The organism is Paraburkholderia sp. BR10937 (assembly GCF_040965695.1).
Lineage (GTDB): Bacteria > Pseudomonadota > Gammaproteobacteria > Burkholderiales > Burkholderiaceae > Paraburkholderia.
Genome location: NZ_JBFRCL010000004.1, coordinates 35327 through 56734 on the forward strand (window position 1 = coordinate 35327; position 21408 = coordinate 56734).

Genomic DNA, 21408 nt, shown 5'->3' on the forward strand with positions numbered 1-21408 from the left:
ACGTCGATCGAGGAGTCGGGTGTGTCCATCCGTGTCGCGTTAAACCATGTCACGCAGTATCGCTATGACCGGCTCGTGCGCCTCGCGCCTCACGTAGTGCGCCTGCGACCCGCGCCGCACTGCCGCACGCCCATCCTCTCGTACTCGATGCGCGTGGAGCCCGCCGGTCATTTCGTCAACTGGCAGCAGGACCCGTTCGCCAACTATCAGGCGCGGCTTGCGTTTCCCGAGCCGACGCGCGAGTTCCGCGTCACGATCGATCTGGTCGCGGAAATGGCGGTCTACAACCCGTTCGACTTCTTTCTCGAACCGAGCGCCGAGCGCTTTCCGTTCGCGTACGCGCCCGAGCTGGCCGCCGAACTTGCGCCGTATCTGGCGCACAGCGAGCCGACACCGCGCTTCGCCGCCTTCGTCGAGACGATCGATCGCACGCCGCGTGTGACGATCGACTTCCTCGTCGAGCTGAACCAGCGCCTGCAACGCGAGATCGGCTACCTGATCCGCATGGAGCCGGGCGTGCAGACGCCCGAGGAAACGCTGGAGAAAGGCTCCGGCTCGTGCCGCGACACGGGCTGGCTGCTCGTGCAGACGCTGCGACAGCTCGGGCTCGCGGCGCGCTTCGTGTCGGGCTATCTGCTGCAGCTCACGCCCGACGTCAAGGCGATCGACGGCCCGCGCGGCGCCGAGGCCGACTTCACCGACCTGCACGCCTGGTGCGAGGTCTATCTGCCGGGCGCGGGCTGGATCGGGCTCGATCCGACCTCGGGCCTGCTCGCGGGCGAAGGCCATATTCCGGTGGCATGCACGCCGGAGCCCGGCAGCGCCGCGCCGATCTCGGGCGCGCTCGACGAATGCGAAGTCGAGTTTTCGCATGCCATGTCGATCTCGCGCGTGCTCGAAACGCCGCGTGTGACGAAGCCCTATACCGAAGCGCAATGGGCCGATATGCACGCGATGGGAGTCCAGGTGGACGCCGCGCTCGCCGGCCAGGACGTGCGCCTCACCATGGGCGGCGAGCCGACCTTCGTGGCGGCGGGCGACCGCGACGCGCCCGAATGGAACACCGATGCGCTCGGCCCGACCAAGCGCCGCTACGCCATCGCGCTGATGGACAAACTGCGCGCGCACTATGGCGCACTGGGCTTTCTGCATATCGGCCAGGGCAAGTGGTACCCGGGCGAGCAGTTGCCGCGCTGGGCGCTTTCGCTCTTCTGGCGGGCGGACGGCGAGCCCTGCTGGCGCGATCCCGCGCTCTTCGCCGACGAGCGCTCGCCGACCCACCACACCGCGGCGGACGCCCAGCGCTTCATCGAACACCTCGCGGGGAAGCTCGCGGTCGATCCGCGACACGTGCAGCCCGGCTACGAGGACACCTGGTACTACCTGTGGCGCGAGCGCCGCCTGCCCGTGAACGTCGATCCGTTCGACTCGCGCCTCGACGACGAACTGGAACGCGTGCGGCTGCGCCGCGTGTTCGACGCCGGCCTCGATACCGTGACCGGCTACGTGCTGCCGCTTGCGTGCGAGCGCGGCGAGTTGTCGGCGGCCCAGCCCGCCCTGCAGGGGCCGCGCTGGGTCAGCGGCCCGTGGTTCTTCCGCGACGAGCGCATGTACCTGATTCCCGGCGACTCGCCGATGGGCTACCGTCTGCCGCTCGATTCGCTGCCGTGGGTCGCGGCGGGCGACTACCCGTGGCAGCACGCGCGCGATCCGTTCGCCGCGCCGGCGCCGCTGCGCAGCGCGGCCGAGCTGCGCATGCAATACGAGGCGGGCTTCGATGCTGCCGCGTCGTCGCGGCGCGAAGAAAACGCGGGAAGCGCGGGGGGCGCGAACGGACCCGAAACAAACCGCTACCCCGAGCGCGGCGAATCCGCTGCGTGGACGCACCGCACCGCACTGTGCGTCGAAGCACGCGACCCCGCGCGCGCCGCCGGGCCGAAAGCCGAAGCCGCCGCCTTCGGCCGCGCGCAAGGCCAGCTTCACGTGTTCATGCCGCCGCTCGCCGAGCTCGACGACTACCTCGACCTGCTGGCCGCCGTCGAAGCCACTGCCGCCGAGCTGGCGCTGCCCGTCGTGATCGAAGGCTATCCGCCGCCGCGCGACCCGCGCCTGAAAATGCTCCAGGTCACGCCCGACCCCGGCGTGATCGAGGTGAACATCCACCCGTCGTCGAACTGGGACGAGCTGGTCGAGCGCACCGAATTCCTCTATCAGGCTGCGCACGAAACCCTGCTCTCCACCGAGAAGTTCATGCTCGACGGCCGCCACACCGGCACCGGCGGCGGCAATCACCTCGTGCTCGGCGGCGCCACGCCCGCCGACAGCCCGTTCCTGCGCCGCCCCGACCTGCTCGCGAGCCTCGTGGCCTACTGGCACAACCATCCGTCGCTGTCGTACCTGTTCTCGGGCCTCTTCATCGGGCCGACGAGCCAGGCGCCGCGCGTGGACGAAGCGCGCAACGATCAGGTCTACGAACTGGAAGTCGCGTTCGCCGAGATCGAGCGTCAGGTCGATCTGCTGCGCGGCTTCGGAAGCCCCTTCGACGACGGCCCGCGCGTACCGCCCTGGCTCATCGACCGCACGCTGCGCAACATCCTTATCGACGTGACCGGCAACACGCATCGCGCCGAGTTCTGCATCGACAAGCTCTACTCGCCCGACGGCCCGACCGGCCGCCTCGGTCTGCTCGAGCTGCGCGGCTTCGAAATGCCGCCGCACGCGCGCATGAGCCTCGCGCAGCAACTGCTGCTGCGTGCACTCGTCGCGCGCTTCTGGAAGACGCCGTACACGCAGCGCCTCACGCGCTGGGGCACCGAATTGCACGACCGCTTCATGCTCTCGAGCTTCGTGCAGATGGATTTCGACGACGTGCTCGCCGAAACGTCTGCGGCGGGATTCCCGCTCGATCCCGCCTGGTTCGCGCCGCACTTCGAATTCCGCTTCCCGCTGGTCGGCGAACTTCAGACGAGCGGCATTGCGCTCTCGGTGCGCCATGCGCTCGAACCGTGGCACGTGATGGGCGAAGAAGGCGGAGCCGGCACGACGGTGCGCTATGTCGATTCGTCGGTGGAGCGGCTCGAAGTGCGCGTGCTCGGCATCAACGAAAACCGCCACGTCGTGACCGTGAACGGCCGCGCGCTGCCGCTTCAGCCGACCGGACGCGTGAGCGAGAGCGTAGCCGGTGTGCGCTTTCGCGCGTGGCAACAAGCGGCTTCGCTGCATCCCACCATCGGCGTGCACGCGCCGCTCACGATCGATATCGTCGACACCTGGAGCGCGCGCGCGATCGGCGGATGCCAGTATCATGTTGCGCATCCGGGCGGCCGCAATTATCAGACGTTTCCGGTCAACGCCTACGAGGCCGAGAGCCGGCGGCGCGCGCGCTTCTTCACGACCGGCCACACGCCTGGGCCCGTGGAAGTGGCGCCGCCCGAGCGCAGCCTCGAATTTCCGTTCACACTGGATCTACGCCGCGGCTGATTGCGGCCGATAACCCGTCAAGAGCCCTAACCGAAAGCGCGCCTCGCGAGTGAGGCGCGCTGCCACGACCCACGATCTTGCCGACCCAATCCACCCTGCCGTTCGATTCCTCCGCCAGCGACGACCAGGCGGGCGCGCCGCTGCGCACGCTGCCGGTGCGCGCCGGACACTGGGACGAGCTGCAAACGGCAGAAGGCGAGCTGCGCGAGCCGTGGCGGCAGTTCTTCGGGCTGCTCGGCAAGCCGGGCGTGGCGGGATTCGACGGCGCGGCGGCGTCGGTCGCACGCCAGGTGCGCGAGAACGACATCACCTATAACGTCTACGCGGACACGGGCGGACCGCGGCCGTGGGCGCTCGACGTGCTGCCGTTCATCATCGACGAAGCCGAATGGGCGCAGATCGAGCGCGGCGCCGCGCAGCGCGCGCGCCTGCTCAATGAGATCGTCGCCGATATCTACGGGCCGCAAACGCTGCTTGCGCGCGGCCTGCTGCCGCCCGCGCTGGTGTTCGGCCACCCGGGCTATCTGCGCGCGGTGAAAGGCTTCGTGCCGCCCGACCGCCAGTATCTGCAAATCGTCGCGCTCGACCTCGCGCGCTCGCCCGAAGGTCAGTGGACCGTCGTCTCGCACCGCACGGAAGCGCCCTCGGGGCTTGGCTATCTGCTGGAAAACCGGCTCATCGTCTCGAGCCTCTTCGCCGAGCCGTTTCGCACCATGCGGGTGCATCGTCTCGCACCGTCCTATTCGCAGCTCATCGCCACGCTCGCGGCGGCCGCACGCGCAATCATGAGCGCCGACGAGCGCAGCGTGAGTGGCGCGTCTGCGCATATCGTGCTGCTCACGCCGGGGCCGTTCAGCGAGACTTACTTCGAGCACGTGTTCCTCGCGCGCTACCTCGGCCTCACGCTCGTCGAGGGCAAGGACCTCACCGTGCGTGACGACATGCTGTACCTGAAAACGCTGGACGGGCTGGAGCGCGTGCACGCCGTGCTGCGCCGCCTCGACGACACCTTCTGCGACCCGGTCGAGCTTCGCGCCGACTCGACCATCGGCGTGCCGGGCCTGCTGCAGGTCATGCGCGCGGGCAACGTGATGGTCTCGAACGTGCCCGGCGCGGGCTTCGTCGAATCGCCCGCGCTGCACGGCTTCATGCCCGGCATCGCGCAGGCGCTGCTCGGCGAGGAGCTTGCGCTGCCGGGCATCGCGACCTGGTGGTGCGGCGAAGACGCGGCCTGGCGCGACGCGCTCGCGCAGGTGCCCGAGGCGCTGCTCGTGCCGACGTGGCCGGGCGCGGCGAACGCCCCGTCCGCGCCGCCCGGACTCGCCGCCGGCGTGCAGACGCTCGCCGACTGGCGCGAGCGTATCGAGCAACTGCCTGACGCCTTCACGGTCCAGCAGCCGCTGTGCTACAGCTATACGCCGCGCTATGAAACCGGCGCGGGCATGCTAGGCGCGCGGCCTGCCGTGCTGCGCGTCTACGCGATCTCCGACCAGGAATGCGGCTGGCGTGTGCTGCCCGGCGGCTTCACGCGCCTCGCGGCCGAACATCAGGAATCCGTATCGATGCAGATGGGCGGCAGCAGCGTGGATACCTGGGTGCTGTCGAGCCAGCCCGGTTCGACCTTCACGCTCCTGCCGAGCCCGATCAAGCCCGGCGAGCTGCGCCGCGAGCGCCGCCGCGTGCCGAGCCGCTCGGCGGAGAACCTGTTCTGGGCGGGGCGTTACGGCGAGCGCGCCGAAAACGGTGTGCGCCTGTGCCGGCTGATTCTCGGCTCGCTCGAAGGCAGCGACGCCGAAGAGCTGTTCGGCACCTTCATCGAACTGGCCGCCGCGAACGGGCTCGTGCCCGCCACGGTCAGCGAAGCCCGGCGCAGCCTCGACGACTTCGAGCGCGCGCTCGTGGCCAATCTGCACGAAAATGCCGGCGCAACGGGCATCGGCCGCACGCTCGCGAGCCAGGCGTACGCGTGCGGCGAGATTCGCGGCCGGTTGTCGAACGATCACTGGCGCACCGTGCTTGCCTCGCGCAACGACTTCCGCGACGCGCTTCACGCGCTTTCGCTCGTGCCTGCGGCGGCGCGTCAGGGTGCGGCGCTCGAATTCAGGCGTCCCACGCCGTACGACCGCATGGCGCTGATGGGCGCGCTCGATGCGCTCGCCACCCAGTTGAGCGCCATCAGCGGCTGCCAGGGCGACCGTATGACCCGCGACGAAGCCTGGCGCCTGCTATTCGCGGGGCGCCATATCGAACGCGTGGCCGCGTTGGCCACCATGCTGCGCATCGCCGCGCACGAACGCACGCTCGCCACGCCCGCGGGCTTCGACGTGCTGCTGCAGCTGTTCGACAGCACGCTCACGTATCGCTCGCTGTATCCGGGGCGCCTCGAAGTGCCTGCCCTGCTCGACGTGATCGTGACCGACCCGACCAATCCGCGCGGGCTCTACGGCGTCTATGCGCGGCTGCGCGCGCGGCTCGACGAAATCGCCCAGGCGGCGCGCGGCCCGAAACGCGAGCCGTTCGCCTCGCAGCTCGCGCCCGTCGAGGCGCTGCCGACGCTGGAGGCGCTCTGCGAGCCCGGCGACGACGGCCGCTACCCCGCGCTCACCGCACTGTGCGACAGCCTCGCCGAGCGCATGGCCGCGATGTCGAACGAGATCAGCGCGCGCTGGTTCAGTCACGCCGTGCCGCTCGCCGCACAGGTCTGGTCATGACCGGCACGCGCCTCGCGGTCACGCACCGCACGACCTACCGCTATTCGACGCTCGTCGAAACCGCGCAGCATCTCGCGACCATCCGCCCGCTCGACCTGCCCTGGCAGCGCGTGCTCGCGCACCGCGAGCGTATCGAACCCGCCCCGTCGTATCAGACGAGCCGCCGCGACGCCTTCGGCAACGAGGTCCTCTACTTCTCGTTCGATGCGCCGCACGACTATCTGCAGATGACGAGTGAAACGAGCGTGCTGCTCTCGCCGCGCTACGCGACGCTCGACGCAGACAGCACGCCGGCCTGGGAAGATGTCGCGCAAACGCTGCGTTACACGGCGGGCGGCGCCTTCCGTGCGGAGTCGGAGTTCTGCTTCGCCTCGCCGAATATCGCCTTGCAGCCGGAACTGCGCGCCTACGCGCTGGAGAGTTTCGCGCCCGCCGCCCCGGTTCTGGCCGGCGCGATCGACCTGATGCATCGCATCCACGCGGACTTCGTGTACCGCCCTTCGGCGACGTCGTTCGACACACCCGCCGCGCGCGCCTTCGAATTGCGCCATGGCGTATGTCAGGATTTTGCCCAGGTGATGATCGGCTGCCTGCGTTCGATCGGGCTCGCGGCGCGCTACGTGAGCGGCTATCTGCGCAACGACCCGCCCGAAAGCGCTCAACCGATGATCGGCGCGGACGCCTCGCATGCGTGGGTGTCGCTCTACGTGCCTTCGGCGCCGTCTGCACCCTCTGCCGGCTGGATCGATCTCGATCCGACCAACGACGTGCTCGCCGACCAGGGCCACGTGACGCTCGCCATCGGCCGCGATTACACCGACGTGTCGCTCCTGCGCGGCGTCATTCTTGGCGGCGGCGCGCATCGGGTGGACGTGGCGGTCAATGTGAACGCGGAATGACAGCCGCGCTCAGACGCAGCGTCGAAGCGGCGCCGCGTAAGGCGCCAACGGGCTGATGCTCCACCTGGTGTGAACCTGGCTGGCCAGCGAAAGCAGCGAGTCGACGTGCCCGGCCACGCTGGCGTCGTACAGCACGGCTTGCCCGTTCTCGTTGGCGACTTCTCGCATGCGCCGACCATTCACGACAGCCCGATTGGCGACTGCACGCCTGATCGTCTCGCGCAGCGACCGCACATCTCCCCGCTCGAACACGTGTTTCGCATGCGTGGCAATGACGTCGCCGCAACCCATCGTCGACGGCATGATCACCGGCGTGCCGCACATGACCGATTCGATCCCCACCAGCCCGAACGGCTCATAGGCGGAAGCGAGGATCGTGAAGTCCGCCGCGCGAAAGCAGTCTTCGATATCGCGCTGAAAGCCGATGTAGCGCACATGCGGCGAGTGACTGGCCACCGGGCGGCCCGCTACCGCGACGACGACGGGTTCCTTCAGGTCTTGCACGGCGGCTTCAATGAGCGGGAGTCCCTTGCGCACATGACTGCTCGACGGAAAGAGCAGCACGCACTCGTTGTCCTGGAAGCCGAGCCGCTTGCGCAGCGAAGCGCGAGCCGCCGCATCGACGGGCGTGAAACGCGCCGTATCGACCGGGGGACGCAGAATGCGCACCCTGGCTTCATCGATCCCGTACAGTTCGATCAGTTCGTCACGCATCAACGGCGAGTGCGCGAGAATGATTGCCGCATTGGCATACAGGCGTTCTTCCAGCGCAATCTGCCAACGGTCGGCAAGCTTGAGGCTACGGCCCGTTGCGCGCAGAAAACCGCGATGGGTGCCGCCACAGACCGCGATATCCGAACTGTCGACCCGGTTGCAGCCGATCATGACGTCGACGTTCGCGACGCGCTTCGCACGGCGCAGCCGCCACGAGAACCAGGCGTCGCGCAGCTTGCCCGGCAGAAACGATACGTTGATGCGATGCGGCTCGACCATCGCATACTCCGGCAGCGCGTGGTCGAGCTTGCGCTCATGAGCGCGCCTGCAGCGCCTGAAAGTGCGCCATCACACGGCTTACGCTGAGCAGCTTCGTCCATAGCAGCTCCTTGACATTGCCGAACGGGATGACGTTGGGCGGCAATACGACCTGGCCGGGTCCCCAGCACGGGCGCCACGTACGGGCAAGGCCGCGCCGCATGAAAAGCGTGAGCGTGGGGACGCCGATCGATGAAGCGAGGTGGCCCAGACCCGAGTCGTTGCCGATGAACCACGCCGACTCGGCGATCCACGTCGCCACGTCTTCGAGTCGCGGCAGCGAGTGAACTTCGTGGCCTTGCACGGTGCTTTGCCGCCAGGCGGCGAACTCGCCGGGCGCAACGAGAAAGCTCGGATGCAAATGAGCGTGCTTGAGTTCGTGGGCGAGCGCGAGAAACTTCTCGCGGCTCCACATTTTTTCCCGGTGGCTGCCGGTCGGATGGATCACGACACGATCCGCGAAACGGCCACGCTGCACGCCAGGCGGCACGACGAGGCCGTTCGAATGCGTCACGCCGCGCAACCCGAACACATTCGCGGCAATATCGACGACGCGGTCGACCATGTGCTTCCCGCCGCCGTATTCGGGCAGGTCAGCCAGACGCAATGTCTTGCCGGTGCGGCTCAGCATCGGCCCGAACTCGGTCGGACGCAGTTCGATCACCGTTTCGAAGGCACCCGCATACGCCGCCTGATACCCGACCGTCATATGGGGAAACCAGTCGGCGAGCTGCTCGGCGACCCAGCCAAACACAATGGGACGGTAGCCGTTGCGAATCAGATTGTTGACGAGCACGAGCCCGATGAGGCTATCGCCGATCGGCGGCGGCAACGCCACTGCAACACTGCCCTGGATCTGTATTTTCATTTTCGTGCGAATTTTTATACGTTAGCAAGACTAAATTTATATTCAGCATGCGTAGAGAACCCCAACATGCGTTTATCGCGATCGAGGCTTCAGTTAATCGACGCCACGCGCGCCCGCAATACCCGAAACGCGCGCTGCACGCGTCTCACTGAGATGCTTTCGCGCCACCACTTTTCCTTGAGCCCCGCGGTCGGTACCCACCAAGGCGGCAGCACGATTTCGCCGTGCTGGAACCCCGGGCGCCAGCGTTGCGCGACGCGGCGCCGGCGGAATACGGTCAGCGTCGCAATGCCGAGTGCCGAAGCAAGATGCCCGAGGCCCGAATCGTTGCCGATAAACCAGCCCGATTCGTAGAGCCACGCCGCAAGCCCGGCCGTATCGCGAAACGAGCGCAACGGCGGCGCTACGCTGGCAAGCGGCAGCCAGCGCGAACGTTCGCTGTCGGGAACCACGAACTCAGGCGCGAAGCCTTCCCGGCTCAAACGCCGGGATAACCCGATGAAGCGGCGCGCCAGCCAGCACTTGTCGGCCGTGCTGGCCTCCGGATGCACCGCCACGCGTTGGGCGTAACGGCGGTGCTGAAACTCCAGCGGCGCACGAATACCGTTCGATATCTCAACGGTTTGCAATCCGAAATGAGCCGCTGCGAACGCCGCAAAGCGCTGCGCCATGCACCTGCCGTCGTCCAGGCGTGTCGTGCTGTGCGTGACTCACACGGGCGGGCTGTGGCATCGGTTGCGTGTCTGATCGGGTTTCGGCTATGGACACGCATGGTGCCACTGTGGCGCGATTTGGGGGTTACGTGATCTTTCTGCGCATTTCTTTGACGCCACGCCGGCGCGCGCGAACGTTACGGGCCCGATTACACGTAAAGAATTAGCAATGTTTCTGGACTTCGTGAATGCGACGTCACCTGCTACGCTGGTCTTCGCCTGACATTGCGCGGGAAGCCTCGACCGCTGATGAACGGTGCTTTACCTTCAACCCTTTGCATACCCGGCGCATCGCCGGGTTTTTTTACGCGCGGGCAGCAGCCTGGTCCAGATCGGGAAGCGCGTCGTCAGGGCAAAACACATAACCATCCCTGTAACGCGTTTGAATATATTGGCGGCCGCAGGGCGACAGGCCGAGCAGCTTGCGCAGACGAAAGACGACGACGTCGACGCTGCGCGCGTGCAGCGACGAATTGCGATCGATCATGCTTACGATGCGCTCGCGCGAAAGCGGCCGCAGGCGGTTCGCGGCGAACACCGCGAGCACCGCGAGCACCAGGGGAGGCGCGGGAATCTTGAGGCCGTCCCTGAACAGCTGGTTGTCGATGGCGTCGAGTTCGAAGCCGTCGAAGACGTACTTCGTCTCTCTACGCGGCGACGCAGGGTAATCGATCTTGCAGCGCAATGCATGGTGCAGGCGCGCGAGCAGTTCGCGCGGATCGAACGGATCGACCATATAGTCGTTGGCGCCGAATTCGAAGGCAAGCACCTTGTCGGCCACGTCGGCGGACTCGCTCACGATGATGGCGGGCGTCAGCCACCCTCGCTCACGCAGCGTGCGCAGCGCTGCAATGCCGTCGATCCTGAGCGCATCGTGCCGCAGGATGATGAGCGAAGGCGTTTCGCGCGCGAGACGCTGCTCCAGCCGCTCGACGCCATACAGCACCGACACCGCGATCTCCTGCCGCTGCAAATAAGTACGCAGGTCGTCCCGATACGCCTGATCGGGTTCGACAAGCAGCACGTGAATGTCCATCGATCTGTCCCTTCCTCTGTGATGCACGTCATTCCATCCGGATCCCGCGCACGAACGCATGGATGCGCTTCGATCTGCAGCGGATCATACGGAACAACGGTGCAGGAAAAAGAAGGGAAATCTGGAGAAAGTGTGGATTCGGACGGGCCACGTATACCTTACGGTATGCTTCGGGCGAAAATAGTGCCGAATAATTTCGCACTCGCCTGTATTGCTCCCTGCTGAACCCGTCATGAAAGTCAGCGTCACCTCCAAACTCTTCCTCGCGATTCTTTCGGCTTGCGTGCTCGCCGCCGTGGCCATGGGCGTCGCGATCCGGACGAGTTTCGAATTCGGCTTCGTGGATTTTCTGCAGGAGCAAAGTGCGAGCGAACTGGCGGCGCTCCAGCAGGAACTGGAAGCCTCGTACACCCAGCATGGCAATTGGGATTTCGCTCGCGAGTCCACGCAAGACCGACCTCCATTCGATGGCGGGCCGCCGCCAGGCGCGCCGCCGGGCGACGGCCGCCCGCCCGATGCGCCGGGCGGCTTCCACAGCGACGATGGCAACGGCGGTCCCCTCGCCCCCGGCCTTGCCGGGCGCCCGCGGCCGTTTCGCCCGCCCTACACGCTTTACGACGCAAACATGAAGCGCGTCACGAGCGCGGGGCCGCCCCCGCCGCCCGACGCCGTACGCCATCCGCTGCGTGTCAAGGGCCAAACGGTCGGGTGGATCGCGGTGGCGGGACCCAACTCGCTCATCAACCAGGCGGAGCAACGCTTCAAGGACCGCCAGCTGCAGGCGACGTGGATCATCGTGGGCTTTACCGCGTTGCTCTCCGCCGCCATGTCGATCATCCTCGCGCATATGCTGCTCACGCCGATCAAGCGGATCGTCACGGCCACGCATCGCCTCGCGGGCGGCGACTACGCCACGCGCGTGCCGGCCAAAGGCCGCGACGAATTGCAGATGCTCGCGAGCGATTTCAACCGGCTCGCGGCATCGCTCGAAAAGGCCGAAAGCGACCGGCGCGACTTCATCGCCGATATTTCGCATGAGTTGCGCACGCCCCTCTCGGTGCTGCGCGGCGAACTCGAGGCGATCGAGGACGGCGTGCGCCGACCCGACACGGCGACCATCGCTTCCCTGCAGTCCGAAGTAGCAATGCTCAGCCAGTTGATCGACGACCTCTACGAACTTTCGCTGGCTGACATCGGCCAGCTCTCGTTCGAGAAAGTGCCGCTCGATCTCGTCCCCATCGTGGAGGCCGCATGTGACGTATTTCGCGAGCGCCTCGCCGCCAGGGACATCGCGCTGGAATTCGATCCCGACGACGCTCATGCCACGCTTTCGGGCGATCCTTATCGCCTCACGCAACTGTGGAAAAACCTGCTGGAGAACGCGCTGCGCTACACCAATGCCGGTGGCCGCGTGAGGCTCTCGGTCACGTCGAACGACAACGACATTCATGTCGACGTTCAAGATTCGTTTCCGCCGGTTCCTGCGCCGCTGCTGCCGCATCTGTTCGACCGGTTCTTCCGCGTCGACCCATCGCGCAGCCGTCAAAGCGGGGGGGCGGGTCTCGGGCTCGCATTGTGCAAGCACATCGTGGAGCAGCACGGCGGCACCATCGAGGCATCGCGCTCCCCACTCGGTGGGCTGCGGATCCTGGTCCAACTTCCTCGCCTGCACACGCATCATGATTGATCCGACCACGCGGCCGTCCATCCTCATCGTCGAAGACGAGCCCAAGCTCGCGGCCCTGCTCGCCGACTACCTCGCGAAGGAGGATTTCGCCACGGCGATCGTGGCCGACGGCCGCGAGGTCGTGCCCTACGTGCGCGAACACCAACCGTCGATGGTGCTGCTCGACCTGATGCTGCCTGGACGCAGCGGCCTCGACGTGTGCCGCGAGCTTCGCACGTCCTCCGCGATACCCGTGATGATCATCACGGCGCGCGTGGACGAAATCGACCGTTTGCTCGGGCTCGAACTGGGTGCCGACGACTACGTATGCAAACCGTTCAGTCCGCGCGAAGTCGTGGCGCGTGTGAAAGCGATCCTGCGCCGTGCCGAACTGCTGGCGCGAGCGCACCAGGAGGCGGAAGGCACCGCGGCCTCGCCGTTTTCGATCGATGTTAGGCAACACGCCGCGCGCCTGGACGGCCGCGATCTGCACCTCACGCCCATCGAATTTCGTTTGCTTGCGCTATTGCATTCGGGCCCGGGCCGCATTTACGCGCGCGACTTTCTTCTGCGCGCGCTATACGACGATCACCGGGTCGTGGCCGACCGCACGATCGACTCGCACGTCAAGAACCTGCGGCGCAAGATCCAGTCGATCCGGCCCGAGCAGGACATGATCCGCTCGATTTACGGTGTGGGTTATCGCCTGGAGATCGCGCCTGCCGGTGAATGAATTTGACAGGCTGTACACCGACGAATCCGCATCGAACGAGAGGCGCCAGTAGATAGGCTAAATGTATTGGCGTGCCGGACGCGCGATGCAGTCTAATGGCCTTCCCGCGTTCCCCTCTATACGCATGGAGGCATCGATGAACCAGCACGCCGCAGAAGAACTCGTAAAGGCGATTGCAGCCGAGACCCATGCTCCCATGGAGACCGTTTCCAGGATGTACGAAGAAACCTGGGCAGCATTCAGCGACGGCGCGCGCATCATGGATTATCTGACCGTGCTGGTCGCGCGGCGCGTGCGCGAGAATCTGCGGAGTTTGCGCACAGACGCACACTAGGCTCGTGAAGCCCCGAACGCTCTGAGTGGCTGGAGATGCAGGCGCGCGTCATGCATGCGCGCGCCCGCATTACACTGCAGGTTAAGGTGCGATCGGCTTGCCGCTCGCGTCCTTGACCTTCTCCTTCCACTGCGACTTGATTTCGCTCACGACCGACTCCGGCAGCGAGATGTAGTCGAGGCTATCGGCGGCGGACGAGCCGTTCTTGAAGGCCCAGTCGAAGAACTTGAGCGTTTCCTTGCCCTGCTCAGGCTTGTCCTGCGCCGTGTGCAGCAGCACGAAGGTCGCGCCGACCACCGGCCATGCGTCCTTGCCCGGCTCGTTGGTGAGGATCTGGTAGAACGACTTCTTCCAGTCCGCGCCGGCGGCCGCCGCCTTGAACGTTTCGGTGTTCGGCTGAACGACCGCGCCCGCTTCGTTCTTCATGGCGGCGTAGACCATGTGGTTCTGCTTCGCGTACGCCCACTCGACGTAGCCGATCGCACCCGGCAGACGCTGCACGAAGGCCGCGACGCCGTCGTTGCCCTTGCCGCCCGTACCCGTCGGCCAGTTCACGGTCGTGCCTTCGCCGACCTTGCTCTTCCACTCGGGGCTGACCTTCGAGAGGTAGTTCGTCCAGATGAAGCTGGTGCCCGAGCCATCGGCGCGGCGCACCACGGCGATGTCGAGGTCAGGCAGCTTGACCTTCGGGTTCAGCGCGACGATGGCCGGATCGTTCCACTTCTTGATCTTGCCGAGGTAGATGTCGCCGAGCACCGGGCCCGACAGGGTGATCTCGCCCGGCTTCACGCCCGGCACGTTGATCGCCGGCACGACGCCGCCGACCACCGTCGGGAACTGGAACAGGCCGTCCTTGGCCAGCTGGTCATCCTTCAGCGGGGCATCCGAACCCGCGAAGTCGACGGTCTTGGCCTGAATCTGCTTGATGCCGCCCGACGAGCCGATGCCCTGGTAATTCACCTTGCCGCCGCCCGACTTCTGATAGGCGTCGGCCCATTTCGTGTAGATCGGCGCTGCGAAGGTGCTGCCCGCGCCCGTGATATCCGCAGCCTGGGCGATGCCCGTGCCCAGCGCGAGAATGACAATCGCAAAGAGACTGACTCTCATCCCGTACTCCTTAAAATCGTTATTGATGCGCTGGACGTTACGTTCGCAATGTGACGATTGGGTGACACTGCAGTCGATCGCAAAAGAGAACTTGCGAATGCTGACGTCACCATTCAGCAGACGTGTTAGCAAGGACTCACTGAACAGGTTCGAAGGCAGATCGCGGCGCGGGTGGAACGTCGCAATAAACCGTATATACTGTTTATACTGTTTTCAGACCGGAGATCGACATGACTGTAGCGACCACACGCAAACCCACCAAGAAGACGTTCCACTTCCCGAAGTCCGCGGCAGCCGAGGCAACTGCGGAAGCGCAAAGCGAAGCAGCAAAGCCCGCTGCGGCAGCTGCAGCGGAAGCGGCGGTAAAGTCCAAACGCAAAAAGGCCGTATCCAAAGCGGCGGCGAAGCCCGCTAACGGCGCAGCAGAGGCACTGGCTCCTGCACCTGCGGCCGCCCCCACCGAAAAGGTCAAGGCCAAGCGCGTGAAGAAAGACAAGGTCGTGCGCGACAGCTTCACGATGCCCAAGACGGACTACCAGCGCATCGCCCTCCTCAAGCGCAAGTGCCTGGAGGCCGGTGTAGCGGTGAGAAAGAGCGAACTTTTGCGCGCCGGCCTTCAATTGCTGGAAGCGACCCCGCAGAAGCGGCTGCTGGCTGCGATCGAAGCGCTCGAGACCGTCAAGACGGGCCGTCCGGCCAAAGGCGACGAAAACGCCTGATGGGCGCGAAGCGTTGGTGATGTTGGGCTTGGGGTATCTGCCTGAGGAAGGCAGATGCATCCGGATTGAACGCCGTGGGCGTTCAATCCTTCACCACGAGGGCCGTGGTGTTATTTCCTGCGCCGCTGGTTGATCAGCCGCACGATATCGTTTGTTGGACCGCTGGTGAGCAGGCGCGGGATGTCGTCGAGATGGACCCATCGACACCTGACTATCTCGCTGCTCGGCCGTGCCTTGGCCTGCCTCGGTATTTCGCAGGAAAAGACGTGGTGGTGTTTCTGCTTGCCGCGAATGTCGAACAGATACCTGGCCGACTTGCCCAGCAGCCGGGTCTCCTCCTTGAGTTCCCGAAGCGCGGTCTCCGTAAGATGCTCGCCGCGCTTCAACATGCCACCCGGTAGTGCCCACTTCGACTGACTGCGTGCTACCAGGAGTATTCGCTTACCTCTACGACAGATCACGGTGGCCCGTTTCTTCAACTCGAACTCCCACTTCGTTCCGGGGGGCGCTTCTCGATACATCCGCATGGCAACGCCTGATGTAGGTAAGCATCGTAATACAGAAAATCAGAAGTTCAACCTGCCGGCGACGCAAAGGCTGTCAACTTGTCAGAATTTGCACACTTCATCAAATCGTCACGAAGATTAGATTGCCAACCGGCCGTATGGTATGGTTTGGGCCAACCTGTTCTTGTGAGACTCGAGGTTGAAATGGATATGGACGGTGACTGGCCGCTGCCACGGCCGCGCACTCGCTTCAGAATCGATCGGCGCCGCTCCGCCGCGTCACTCACCAGCAAGACCTCCATCGCCAGCACCTTCTCGTCATTGGCCATGCCAGTGGTCGTCGAAGTGGTGCAAAGAACGAAATCCCTGGCAACAGAAGTCGACCCCGAAGCGTTTCATCAGCTTCGGGTGGCCTTCAGAAAACTTCGTGCCTTGTATTGGGCGTACTCGCCCTGGCTCGGCGAGGAAGCCACCGCGCACGCCAGCGAAGAATTCAAGCGCCTGGCCGCCGTGGCGGGCGGAACGCGCGACTGGGACATCGCAGGCGATCTCCTCAAAACCGCACAGAAGTCAGACGCCTCCATCGAACTGCTCGTGAGCGCCGCGCGCGAGAAGCGCGCGCAAGCGGTGGCGCATAGCCAGGCGATGATCAAGAGCGACGCCGTCGAGGCATTTCTGAACGACGCCGTGCTGCGCGCGCAAACCACGCTGCAGTCGAGTTGCGATGATCTGCCGATCCGCGCGTTTGCCAGGCGGCGAGTCCGCATGGCTCAGCGCACGCTTCGAAAGCGCAGCAGACGCGCCGCGCGAAGCGAGGCCGGCCACGAGGAGAGTCTTCATGACGTGCGCAAGGCCGGTAAAAAGCTGCGCTATCTGCTCGAGTTTTTTCAACCCGTGATCAAAGGCGGGCACGAGCGCACCATCAAGGAGCTCACGTCCGTGCAAAAGACGCTGGGGGAGTTCAACGACATTGCCGCGAGCGAGACCTTGATCCGCAACACGACATTCGACGAGGTACCTGCCGACATCGTCGAGAAGTCATTGCAGTGGCTGGAAGCCTTGAAGTACCAGCGAATCGACGTGGCCTCGCGAAGGGTGAGAGCCATTACCGACTGAACCAGCAAGCTGCCATCACTGGCAGGTCACGACGCTAACGGGAAGGTTCTCACTCGCCGTGCCGAGCCGCTCGCGCGACGCGGTGGTGATGGAACCGCCGGGCGGTATGCACGCCGATTGGCCCATTCCCCCGCCTTCCGTTTGTGGCGCGCCGTTGTTGAACGACTGCCACGTGATGATGACCGATGCGCCGCAGTTGTTGATCAGGTCGGTGTAGTCGAGTCCCAGTCTGGCATTTTTCCCACGATATTCCCGGTCGACGCAGTCCGTCGAAAGCTCGCTCGGTTCGAAACCAGGTGAGGCGGTGGGCGCCGCACGATCGCCGGCGGCATTGGCCGTGCCATGCACCAGAAGGATCAGGAGCAGGACGGTAAGCTGGCTGTTAGCCAGATTGCGGGAAGCGCTCATTGCTTCACCTCGCTTTCGGGTACCGATCACCGTCAGTTAGCTTCCCGCAGAAGCAGGCGTCAAGCGTCGGGCGCTTCCGTACGTGGTCAAACAAACAGTGTCGCCCGAGCCGTAAGTCTTTACTAAGGAATTCGAAATGACGAAGACGATTCCTGGGATCTTCACAAGGCCTGCACCTGCACTGCCGGTCCGGGCGCGCCGCCCACGCTCGGCGCGATCACGAGATATCGCCGGTGATCGGACACGCCCGGCGTGCCGGGCACGACGACCTGTCGAATCTGCCCCAGCGTGTTGACGATCGCGGAGCCGGCCGGGTTGGCCTTGAAGCTCGCGAGGACGTCGATGCGGCCACTGCCGTCGGCGTGGTCAGAAAGTCCGAGGAAATACGGCTGGCCCGCCTGCAATCCCGTCACCGCAGCCTGCAGCACCTGCAGCAATCCCTGATCGAACAATGCCACTGAAGTGGGCGCAGCGCCATGGTCGGCCGCGGTGCCACCCACCGGAATCAGCATCACGTGCGTTGCCTCGCCCGCCGCGCCGAGCGGCTGCGTGTTGGCCGTGCCGTCGCCATCCGGCACGGCGTCGGGCACGTACGCCACGGCTTGCGGCGCCTGGCCGACCGGCACCGTGGCGACGACCTGGTTGGTCAGCGTGTCGATTGCCGTCAGCGCATCGCCGTTTTCGAGGCCCACGTAGACACGCGTCCCGTCGCCCGACGGCCAGATGCCGTGCGGCAGGCTGCCGACCGCAATGGTCGCCACCTGCGAAAAGTCGTCGGTGCGGAACACCTTGATCTGGTTCAGGCCGCCTACCGTCACGTATGCAAACATGCCGTGGGCGTTCTGCACGATGTTCACGTGATTGGTGATCGGCCCCGTATCGAGCGTTTTCAGCAATGCAAACGGCGGGCGGGCGTCGAACACCTGGGTCTTGCCCACATCCTTCAGCGTGAACCAGACCTGCCGGCCATCCGGCGTTGCCGCGATGTTCGGGCAGAACGGGCTCGCCTGTGTCACGCGGGCCACGACCTTGTGATCGGCTACCGAAACGACATCGGTTTCCGGGTTGAAGGACGAACAGATATAGCCGTACTTTCCATCGGGCGAGAAGATCTGCATGCCCGGCCCGGCTGGCACCACAATGCGCGTCTTCTCTTCGAAGCTCTTGCCGTCGAGCACATCGACGTAATTCTCACCGCGCACGGTCACCCACACCTCCTTGCCGTCAGGCGTGAAGAATGCCTCGTGCGGGGAGCGGCCCACATAGGTCACGTGCTTGACCGCATTGGTTTGCGTATCGATGAAGGTCACCGAGTTCGAGCCGATGGAGACAATGGCCAGTGTGCGGTGATCGGGCGAAAAGCCCATCCCGTGCACGAGCAACTGACCGTGATAGAGCGGGCTGAAGTTGGCCGGAGTCGGCTCCCCGAGCCGGATGACACCGACCAGACGATTGGCCGCGGGATCGATGATCGACACGGTGTTCGAAAACTGATCAGACGAATAAACGCGGTCCCGATGGCTCACCGGAATATCGGCGGCCGCCAGCGAGCCGGGGACCTGCCCCGCCTCGGCGAGCGTGGCGGCGGCAAGCGCGACGGCAGTCAGGGCCGCGCCAAGCATGGCGTTGGTTTTCATGACGTTGTCTCCTGCGTTTTGATGCGAGTGGGTCAGTGCGACATCGGCGCCGGCTTCGCGTCATGCACCGCGAGGCGCATGGCAACGATCTCCTGCTGTTGCTCGACCACGATCTCCTGGGCGATCCGGCGTAACTGCTCGTTGTGTCCATGCCGCAGTTCCGCCATGGCCATATCGATGGCACCCTGGTGATGGGGAATCATTGTTGCGACGAAATCGCGATCGATGTCGCCCGTGGGCCTGGCCGCCATCCCCGTCATCATCTTCGTCATGGCCGCGTCGTTTTCAGAGAGAAACGAGCTTTCTTCACTATCGCGAGACGCTCCAGCGTCACCCGACGACGCGACGCATAGACCGGCCAGGGAAAGCACGGCCACACCGCTCGCCGTTGCCCGCAAAACGAGTCGAATTGCAGCGTTCATGACGTCCCCTCCGTATCGGTCGAATCCCGTTCGACGTGAAGGCAAACAACGGACTCGCCGATTTACTCCATGCCGAGCGAAATTGAAGTGCGGATCGACGAACCGCGAAACGTTGGCAAACGCTTCCCGACTCACGAGCCTCGCGCGGGCCGGGTGGAATAACATCTTTGATAGCGCGTTCGCCCCGTGACATTCGCGTAAGCGGGCGTACCATCATTGCACAGCGCATGAAGGTCGCACGCGCGGGCCCGACCGATTGATCTTTTGCCGGGCACCGCATAGCAGATTAGCCGCGTCGCCGCGGTGAGGAGCGCTACATGGCCACGAGCATTGGGCTTCACGATCAAGCGCGGCAGCTGTTGCCGTTTCGCGAGTCGGTATTGGCGATGCTCGGCGTCGCGTCGGTTTCGATGCTGATCGCGCTCGACCAGACCATCGTCGGCACCGCTTTGCCGCGCATCGTTGCAGAGCTTAAGGGCTTCGAACTCTATGCATGGGTCGCAACGGCCTACATGCTCGCGTCGGTCATCACGATTCCGATCTTCGGGCGTCTGGGCGATCTGTTCGGCCGCAAACCCTTCATGCTCGCAGCCATCCTCCTCTTCACCCTCGCCTCGGTGCTCTGCGGGGTCGCGACCAACATGCTGTTTCTCGTGCTCGCGCGCGGCCTGCAGGGCATCGGCGGCGGCATCATGATGGGGACGGTGTTCGCGACCGTCGCCGACCTGTTCCCCGATCCGCGGCTACGCCTGCGCTGGCTGGTGTTCGTCTCCTCTGCGTTCGGCCTGGCGAACGTGGTCGGGCCAACGCTCGGGGGCATGCTGACCCAGCACGGCAGCTGGCGCCTCGTGTTCTTCGTCAACGTGCCGGTGGGCGTGGTCGCGCTCTTCTTCGTGCACGCTTTCCTGCCGCATCTGCACCATGTCCGCGAAGGCGCGCGGCTGCGTCTCGACTGGCTCGGCGCGTGCGTCGTCGCCGTCACGTTCGGCGCGCTGCAGCTCGCCATCGAGCTTTTGCCGAGGCAGGGCTGGACGACTTCGACGATCGTGCTCGCGGTGATCGTGCTGGTGTGTTCGCTGACGCTTTTCTTCTGGGAAAAGCGCATGGGCTATCCGATCATCCCCGTGGACATGCTGCTCGACCGCAAGCTCGGGCCGCTCTTTGCGATGTCGGTGCTGGGCGGGTTTGCGTTGTTCTCGCTCGTGTTCTATGTGCCGCTGCTGTTCCAGGGAGGCTATGCGATGTCGCCGCGCGCCTCGGGCATGCTGATCACGCCGCTGCTGCTCGGCACGACGGTCGGCAGTTTCGTGAACAATCGCGTGGTCACGCGCATCCGGCGCGCCAACGCGATCCTCTACGTCGGCTTCGCGTTGGCGGCATTCGCGAGCCTCGCGGTGGTCGTGCTGCGAGGCAACGAGCCGCATCTCGTGTGGATGGCGTGCATGGGCGCGAGCGGCCTGGGGCTGGGCCTCGTGGGCACGAGCCTCACGGTCTGCTCGCAGCAGATCGTTTCGCGCGACCATCTCGGCGCCGCCACGGCGATGCTGCAATCGCTGCGCACGTTCGGCGGCATGCTGGGCACGGCGATGACCGGCGCGCTGCTCGGGCATGTTTACACCATGGGCGTGAATCGCTCGCTCGACTCGTATCAGGCGACGCAGTGGTTCAAGTCGTTCGCGAGTCCCGAACTGCTCGTGGACCGCGCCGATCAGGCTGCGCTGATCAGCCGCCTCGTGAGCGCCGGCCATGCCGGCGACGCGATGATGAACTCGGCGCGCAGCGCGCTCGTGGACTCGATCCATATGGGCCTGATCGTCGCTGCCGTGGCCGCGCTGGCCGGCCTGTGTCTCGCGTGGTTCGTGCCGCCCGTGCGGGTCGGCTATCTCGAGGCGCAGCCGTAAATGAACGACGCAAAATATTTCGCCGGTACTTCATTTCTATTACCGTTTAACATCTGCGTAATAAATTAGTAATTAGGGAGTAATCGAGGGTAAGCATAATTCGCCGCCGTCAGTCAGGAA

General features: G+C 65.0%; 16 protein-coding genes and 2 pseudogenes. 9 read left to right on the plus strand and 9 right to left on the minus strand.

Annotated elements, in window-relative coordinates; genetic code table 11:
- Nucleotides 1-21: 21 nt before the first annotated feature.
- The 3 genes from AB4Y44_RS04775 (at nt 22) to AB4Y44_RS04785 (ending at nt 7090) form a co-directional block, all read left to right on the plus strand.
- Nucleotides 22-3480, plus strand: coding sequence for a DUF2126 domain-containing protein (locus AB4Y44_RS04775; RefSeq protein ID WP_368698847.1), 3459 nt, complete (start codon nt 22-24; stop codon nt 3478-3480).
- Nucleotides 3481-3557: 77 nt separating this feature from the next.
- A complete protein-coding gene (locus AB4Y44_RS04780; RefSeq protein WP_368698848.1) occupies nt 3558-6191 on the plus strand; it encodes a circularly permuted type 2 ATP-grasp protein in 2634 nt (877 codons plus the stop codon).
- Nucleotides 6188-7090, plus strand: a complete 903-nt coding sequence (locus AB4Y44_RS04785) for a transglutaminase N-terminal domain-containing protein (RefSeq protein WP_368698849.1) — start codon at nt 6188-6190, stop codon at nt 7088-7090. Before AB4Y44_RS04780 ends, AB4Y44_RS04785 begins: the two co-directional genes overlap by 4 nt.
- 9 nt (nt 7091-7099) lie before the next feature.
- Here the strand turns inward: AB4Y44_RS04785 and AB4Y44_RS04790 are convergent.
- From AB4Y44_RS04790 to AB4Y44_RS04805, 4 genes and pseudogenes are all read right to left on the minus strand, one after another.
- Nucleotides 7100-8110: pseudogene (locus tag AB4Y44_RS04790) on the minus strand (glycosyltransferase family 4 protein); the annotation flags it as partial.
- 7 nt (nt 8111-8117) lie between these two features.
- Nucleotides 8118-8990 (minus strand): glycosyltransferase family 9 protein, encoded by an 873-nt coding sequence (locus tag AB4Y44_RS04795; RefSeq protein WP_342919858.1) that lies wholly within the window; start codon nt 8988-8990, stop codon nt 8118-8120.
- Between the two features lie 89 nt (nt 8991-9079).
- Nucleotides 9080-9661, minus strand: coding sequence for a glycosyltransferase family 9 protein (locus AB4Y44_RS04800; protein ID WP_368698850.1), 582 nt, complete (start codon nt 9659-9661; stop codon nt 9080-9082).
- Between the two features lie 346 nt (nt 9662-10007).
- Nucleotides 10008-10739 carry a response regulator gene (locus AB4Y44_RS04805; protein ID WP_368698851.1) on the minus strand — a complete coding sequence of 244 codons (732 nt, stop codon included), beginning with the start codon at nt 10737-10739 and terminating at the stop codon, nt 10008-10010.
- Between the two features lie 232 nt (nt 10740-10971).
- Between AB4Y44_RS04805 and AB4Y44_RS04810 the strand changes: the two genes are divergently transcribed.
- From AB4Y44_RS04810 to AB4Y44_RS04820, 3 genes are all read left to right on the plus strand, one after another.
- On the plus strand, nt 10972-12426 hold the full coding sequence (locus AB4Y44_RS04810; RefSeq protein ID WP_368698852.1) for an ATP-binding protein: 1455 nt from the start codon (nt 10972-10974) through the stop codon (nt 12424-12426).
- A complete protein-coding gene (locus AB4Y44_RS04815; protein ID WP_342919854.1) occupies nt 12419-13138 on the plus strand; it encodes a response regulator in 720 nt (239 codons plus the stop codon). The genes AB4Y44_RS04810 and AB4Y44_RS04815 overlap by 8 nt, the downstream gene beginning before the upstream one ends.
- A 136-nt stretch (nt 13139-13274) precedes the next feature.
- Nucleotides 13275-13472, plus strand: coding sequence for a DUF3562 domain-containing protein (locus AB4Y44_RS04820; RefSeq protein ID WP_342919853.1), 198 nt, complete (start codon nt 13275-13277; stop codon nt 13470-13472).
- 81 nt (nt 13473-13553) lie between these two features.
- Here AB4Y44_RS04820 and pstS read toward each other — a convergent pair whose 3' ends face one another.
- Nucleotides 13554-14579 carry a phosphate ABC transporter substrate-binding protein PstS gene (gene pstS, locus AB4Y44_RS04825; RefSeq protein WP_342919852.1) on the minus strand — a complete coding sequence of 342 codons (1026 nt, stop codon included), beginning with the start codon at nt 14577-14579 and terminating at the stop codon, nt 13554-13556.
- A gap of 230 nt (nt 14580-14809) precedes the next feature.
- Here pstS and AB4Y44_RS04830 point away from each other — a divergent pair, with 230 nt between their 5' ends.
- Nucleotides 14810-15298, plus strand: a complete 489-nt coding sequence (locus tag AB4Y44_RS04830) for a hypothetical protein (protein WP_368698853.1) — start codon at nt 14810-14812, stop codon at nt 15296-15298.
- Between the two features lie 110 nt (nt 15299-15408).
- On the opposite strand, the gene AB4Y44_RS04835 is transcribed toward AB4Y44_RS04830, so the two are convergent.
- On the minus strand, nt 15409-15777 hold the full coding sequence (locus AB4Y44_RS04835) for an NUDIX domain-containing protein (RefSeq protein ID WP_342919850.1): 369 nt from the start codon (nt 15775-15777) through the stop codon (nt 15409-15411).
- A 231-nt stretch (nt 15778-16008) separates the two neighbouring features.
- Here AB4Y44_RS04835 and AB4Y44_RS04840 point away from each other — a divergent pair, with 231 nt between their 5' ends.
- Nucleotides 16009-16920: a CHAD domain-containing protein gene (locus AB4Y44_RS04840; RefSeq protein WP_368698854.1), complete on the plus strand. Its 912-nt coding sequence runs from the start codon at nt 16009-16011 to the stop codon at nt 16918-16920.
- Between the two features lie 15 nt (nt 16921-16935).
- Here the strand turns inward: AB4Y44_RS04840 and AB4Y44_RS04845 are convergent, their stop codons facing one another.
- The 3 genes and pseudogenes from AB4Y44_RS04845 to AB4Y44_RS04855 form a co-directional block, all read right to left on the minus strand.
- Nucleotides 16936-17328, minus strand: coding sequence for a hypothetical protein (locus tag AB4Y44_RS04845; RefSeq protein WP_342919848.1), 393 nt, complete (start codon nt 17326-17328; stop codon nt 16936-16938).
- Between the two features lie 161 nt (nt 17329-17489).
- Nucleotides 17490-18965, minus strand: coding sequence for a hypothetical protein (locus tag AB4Y44_RS04850; RefSeq protein WP_342919847.1), 1476 nt, complete (start codon nt 18963-18965; stop codon nt 17490-17492).
- A gap of 65 nt (nt 18966-19030) precedes the next feature.
- Nucleotides 19031-19387, minus strand: a pseudogene (locus tag AB4Y44_RS04855) (DUF305 domain-containing protein); the annotation flags it as partial.
- Nucleotides 19388-19704: 317 nt separating this feature from the next.
- On the opposite strand from AB4Y44_RS04855, the gene AB4Y44_RS04860 reads away from it, so the two are divergent.
- Entirely contained in the window at nt 19705-21288 is a 1584-nt protein-coding gene (locus tag AB4Y44_RS04860; RefSeq protein WP_342919845.1) for an MFS transporter, read from the plus strand.
- The last annotated feature ends 120 nt before the right edge of the window (nt 21289-21408 follow it).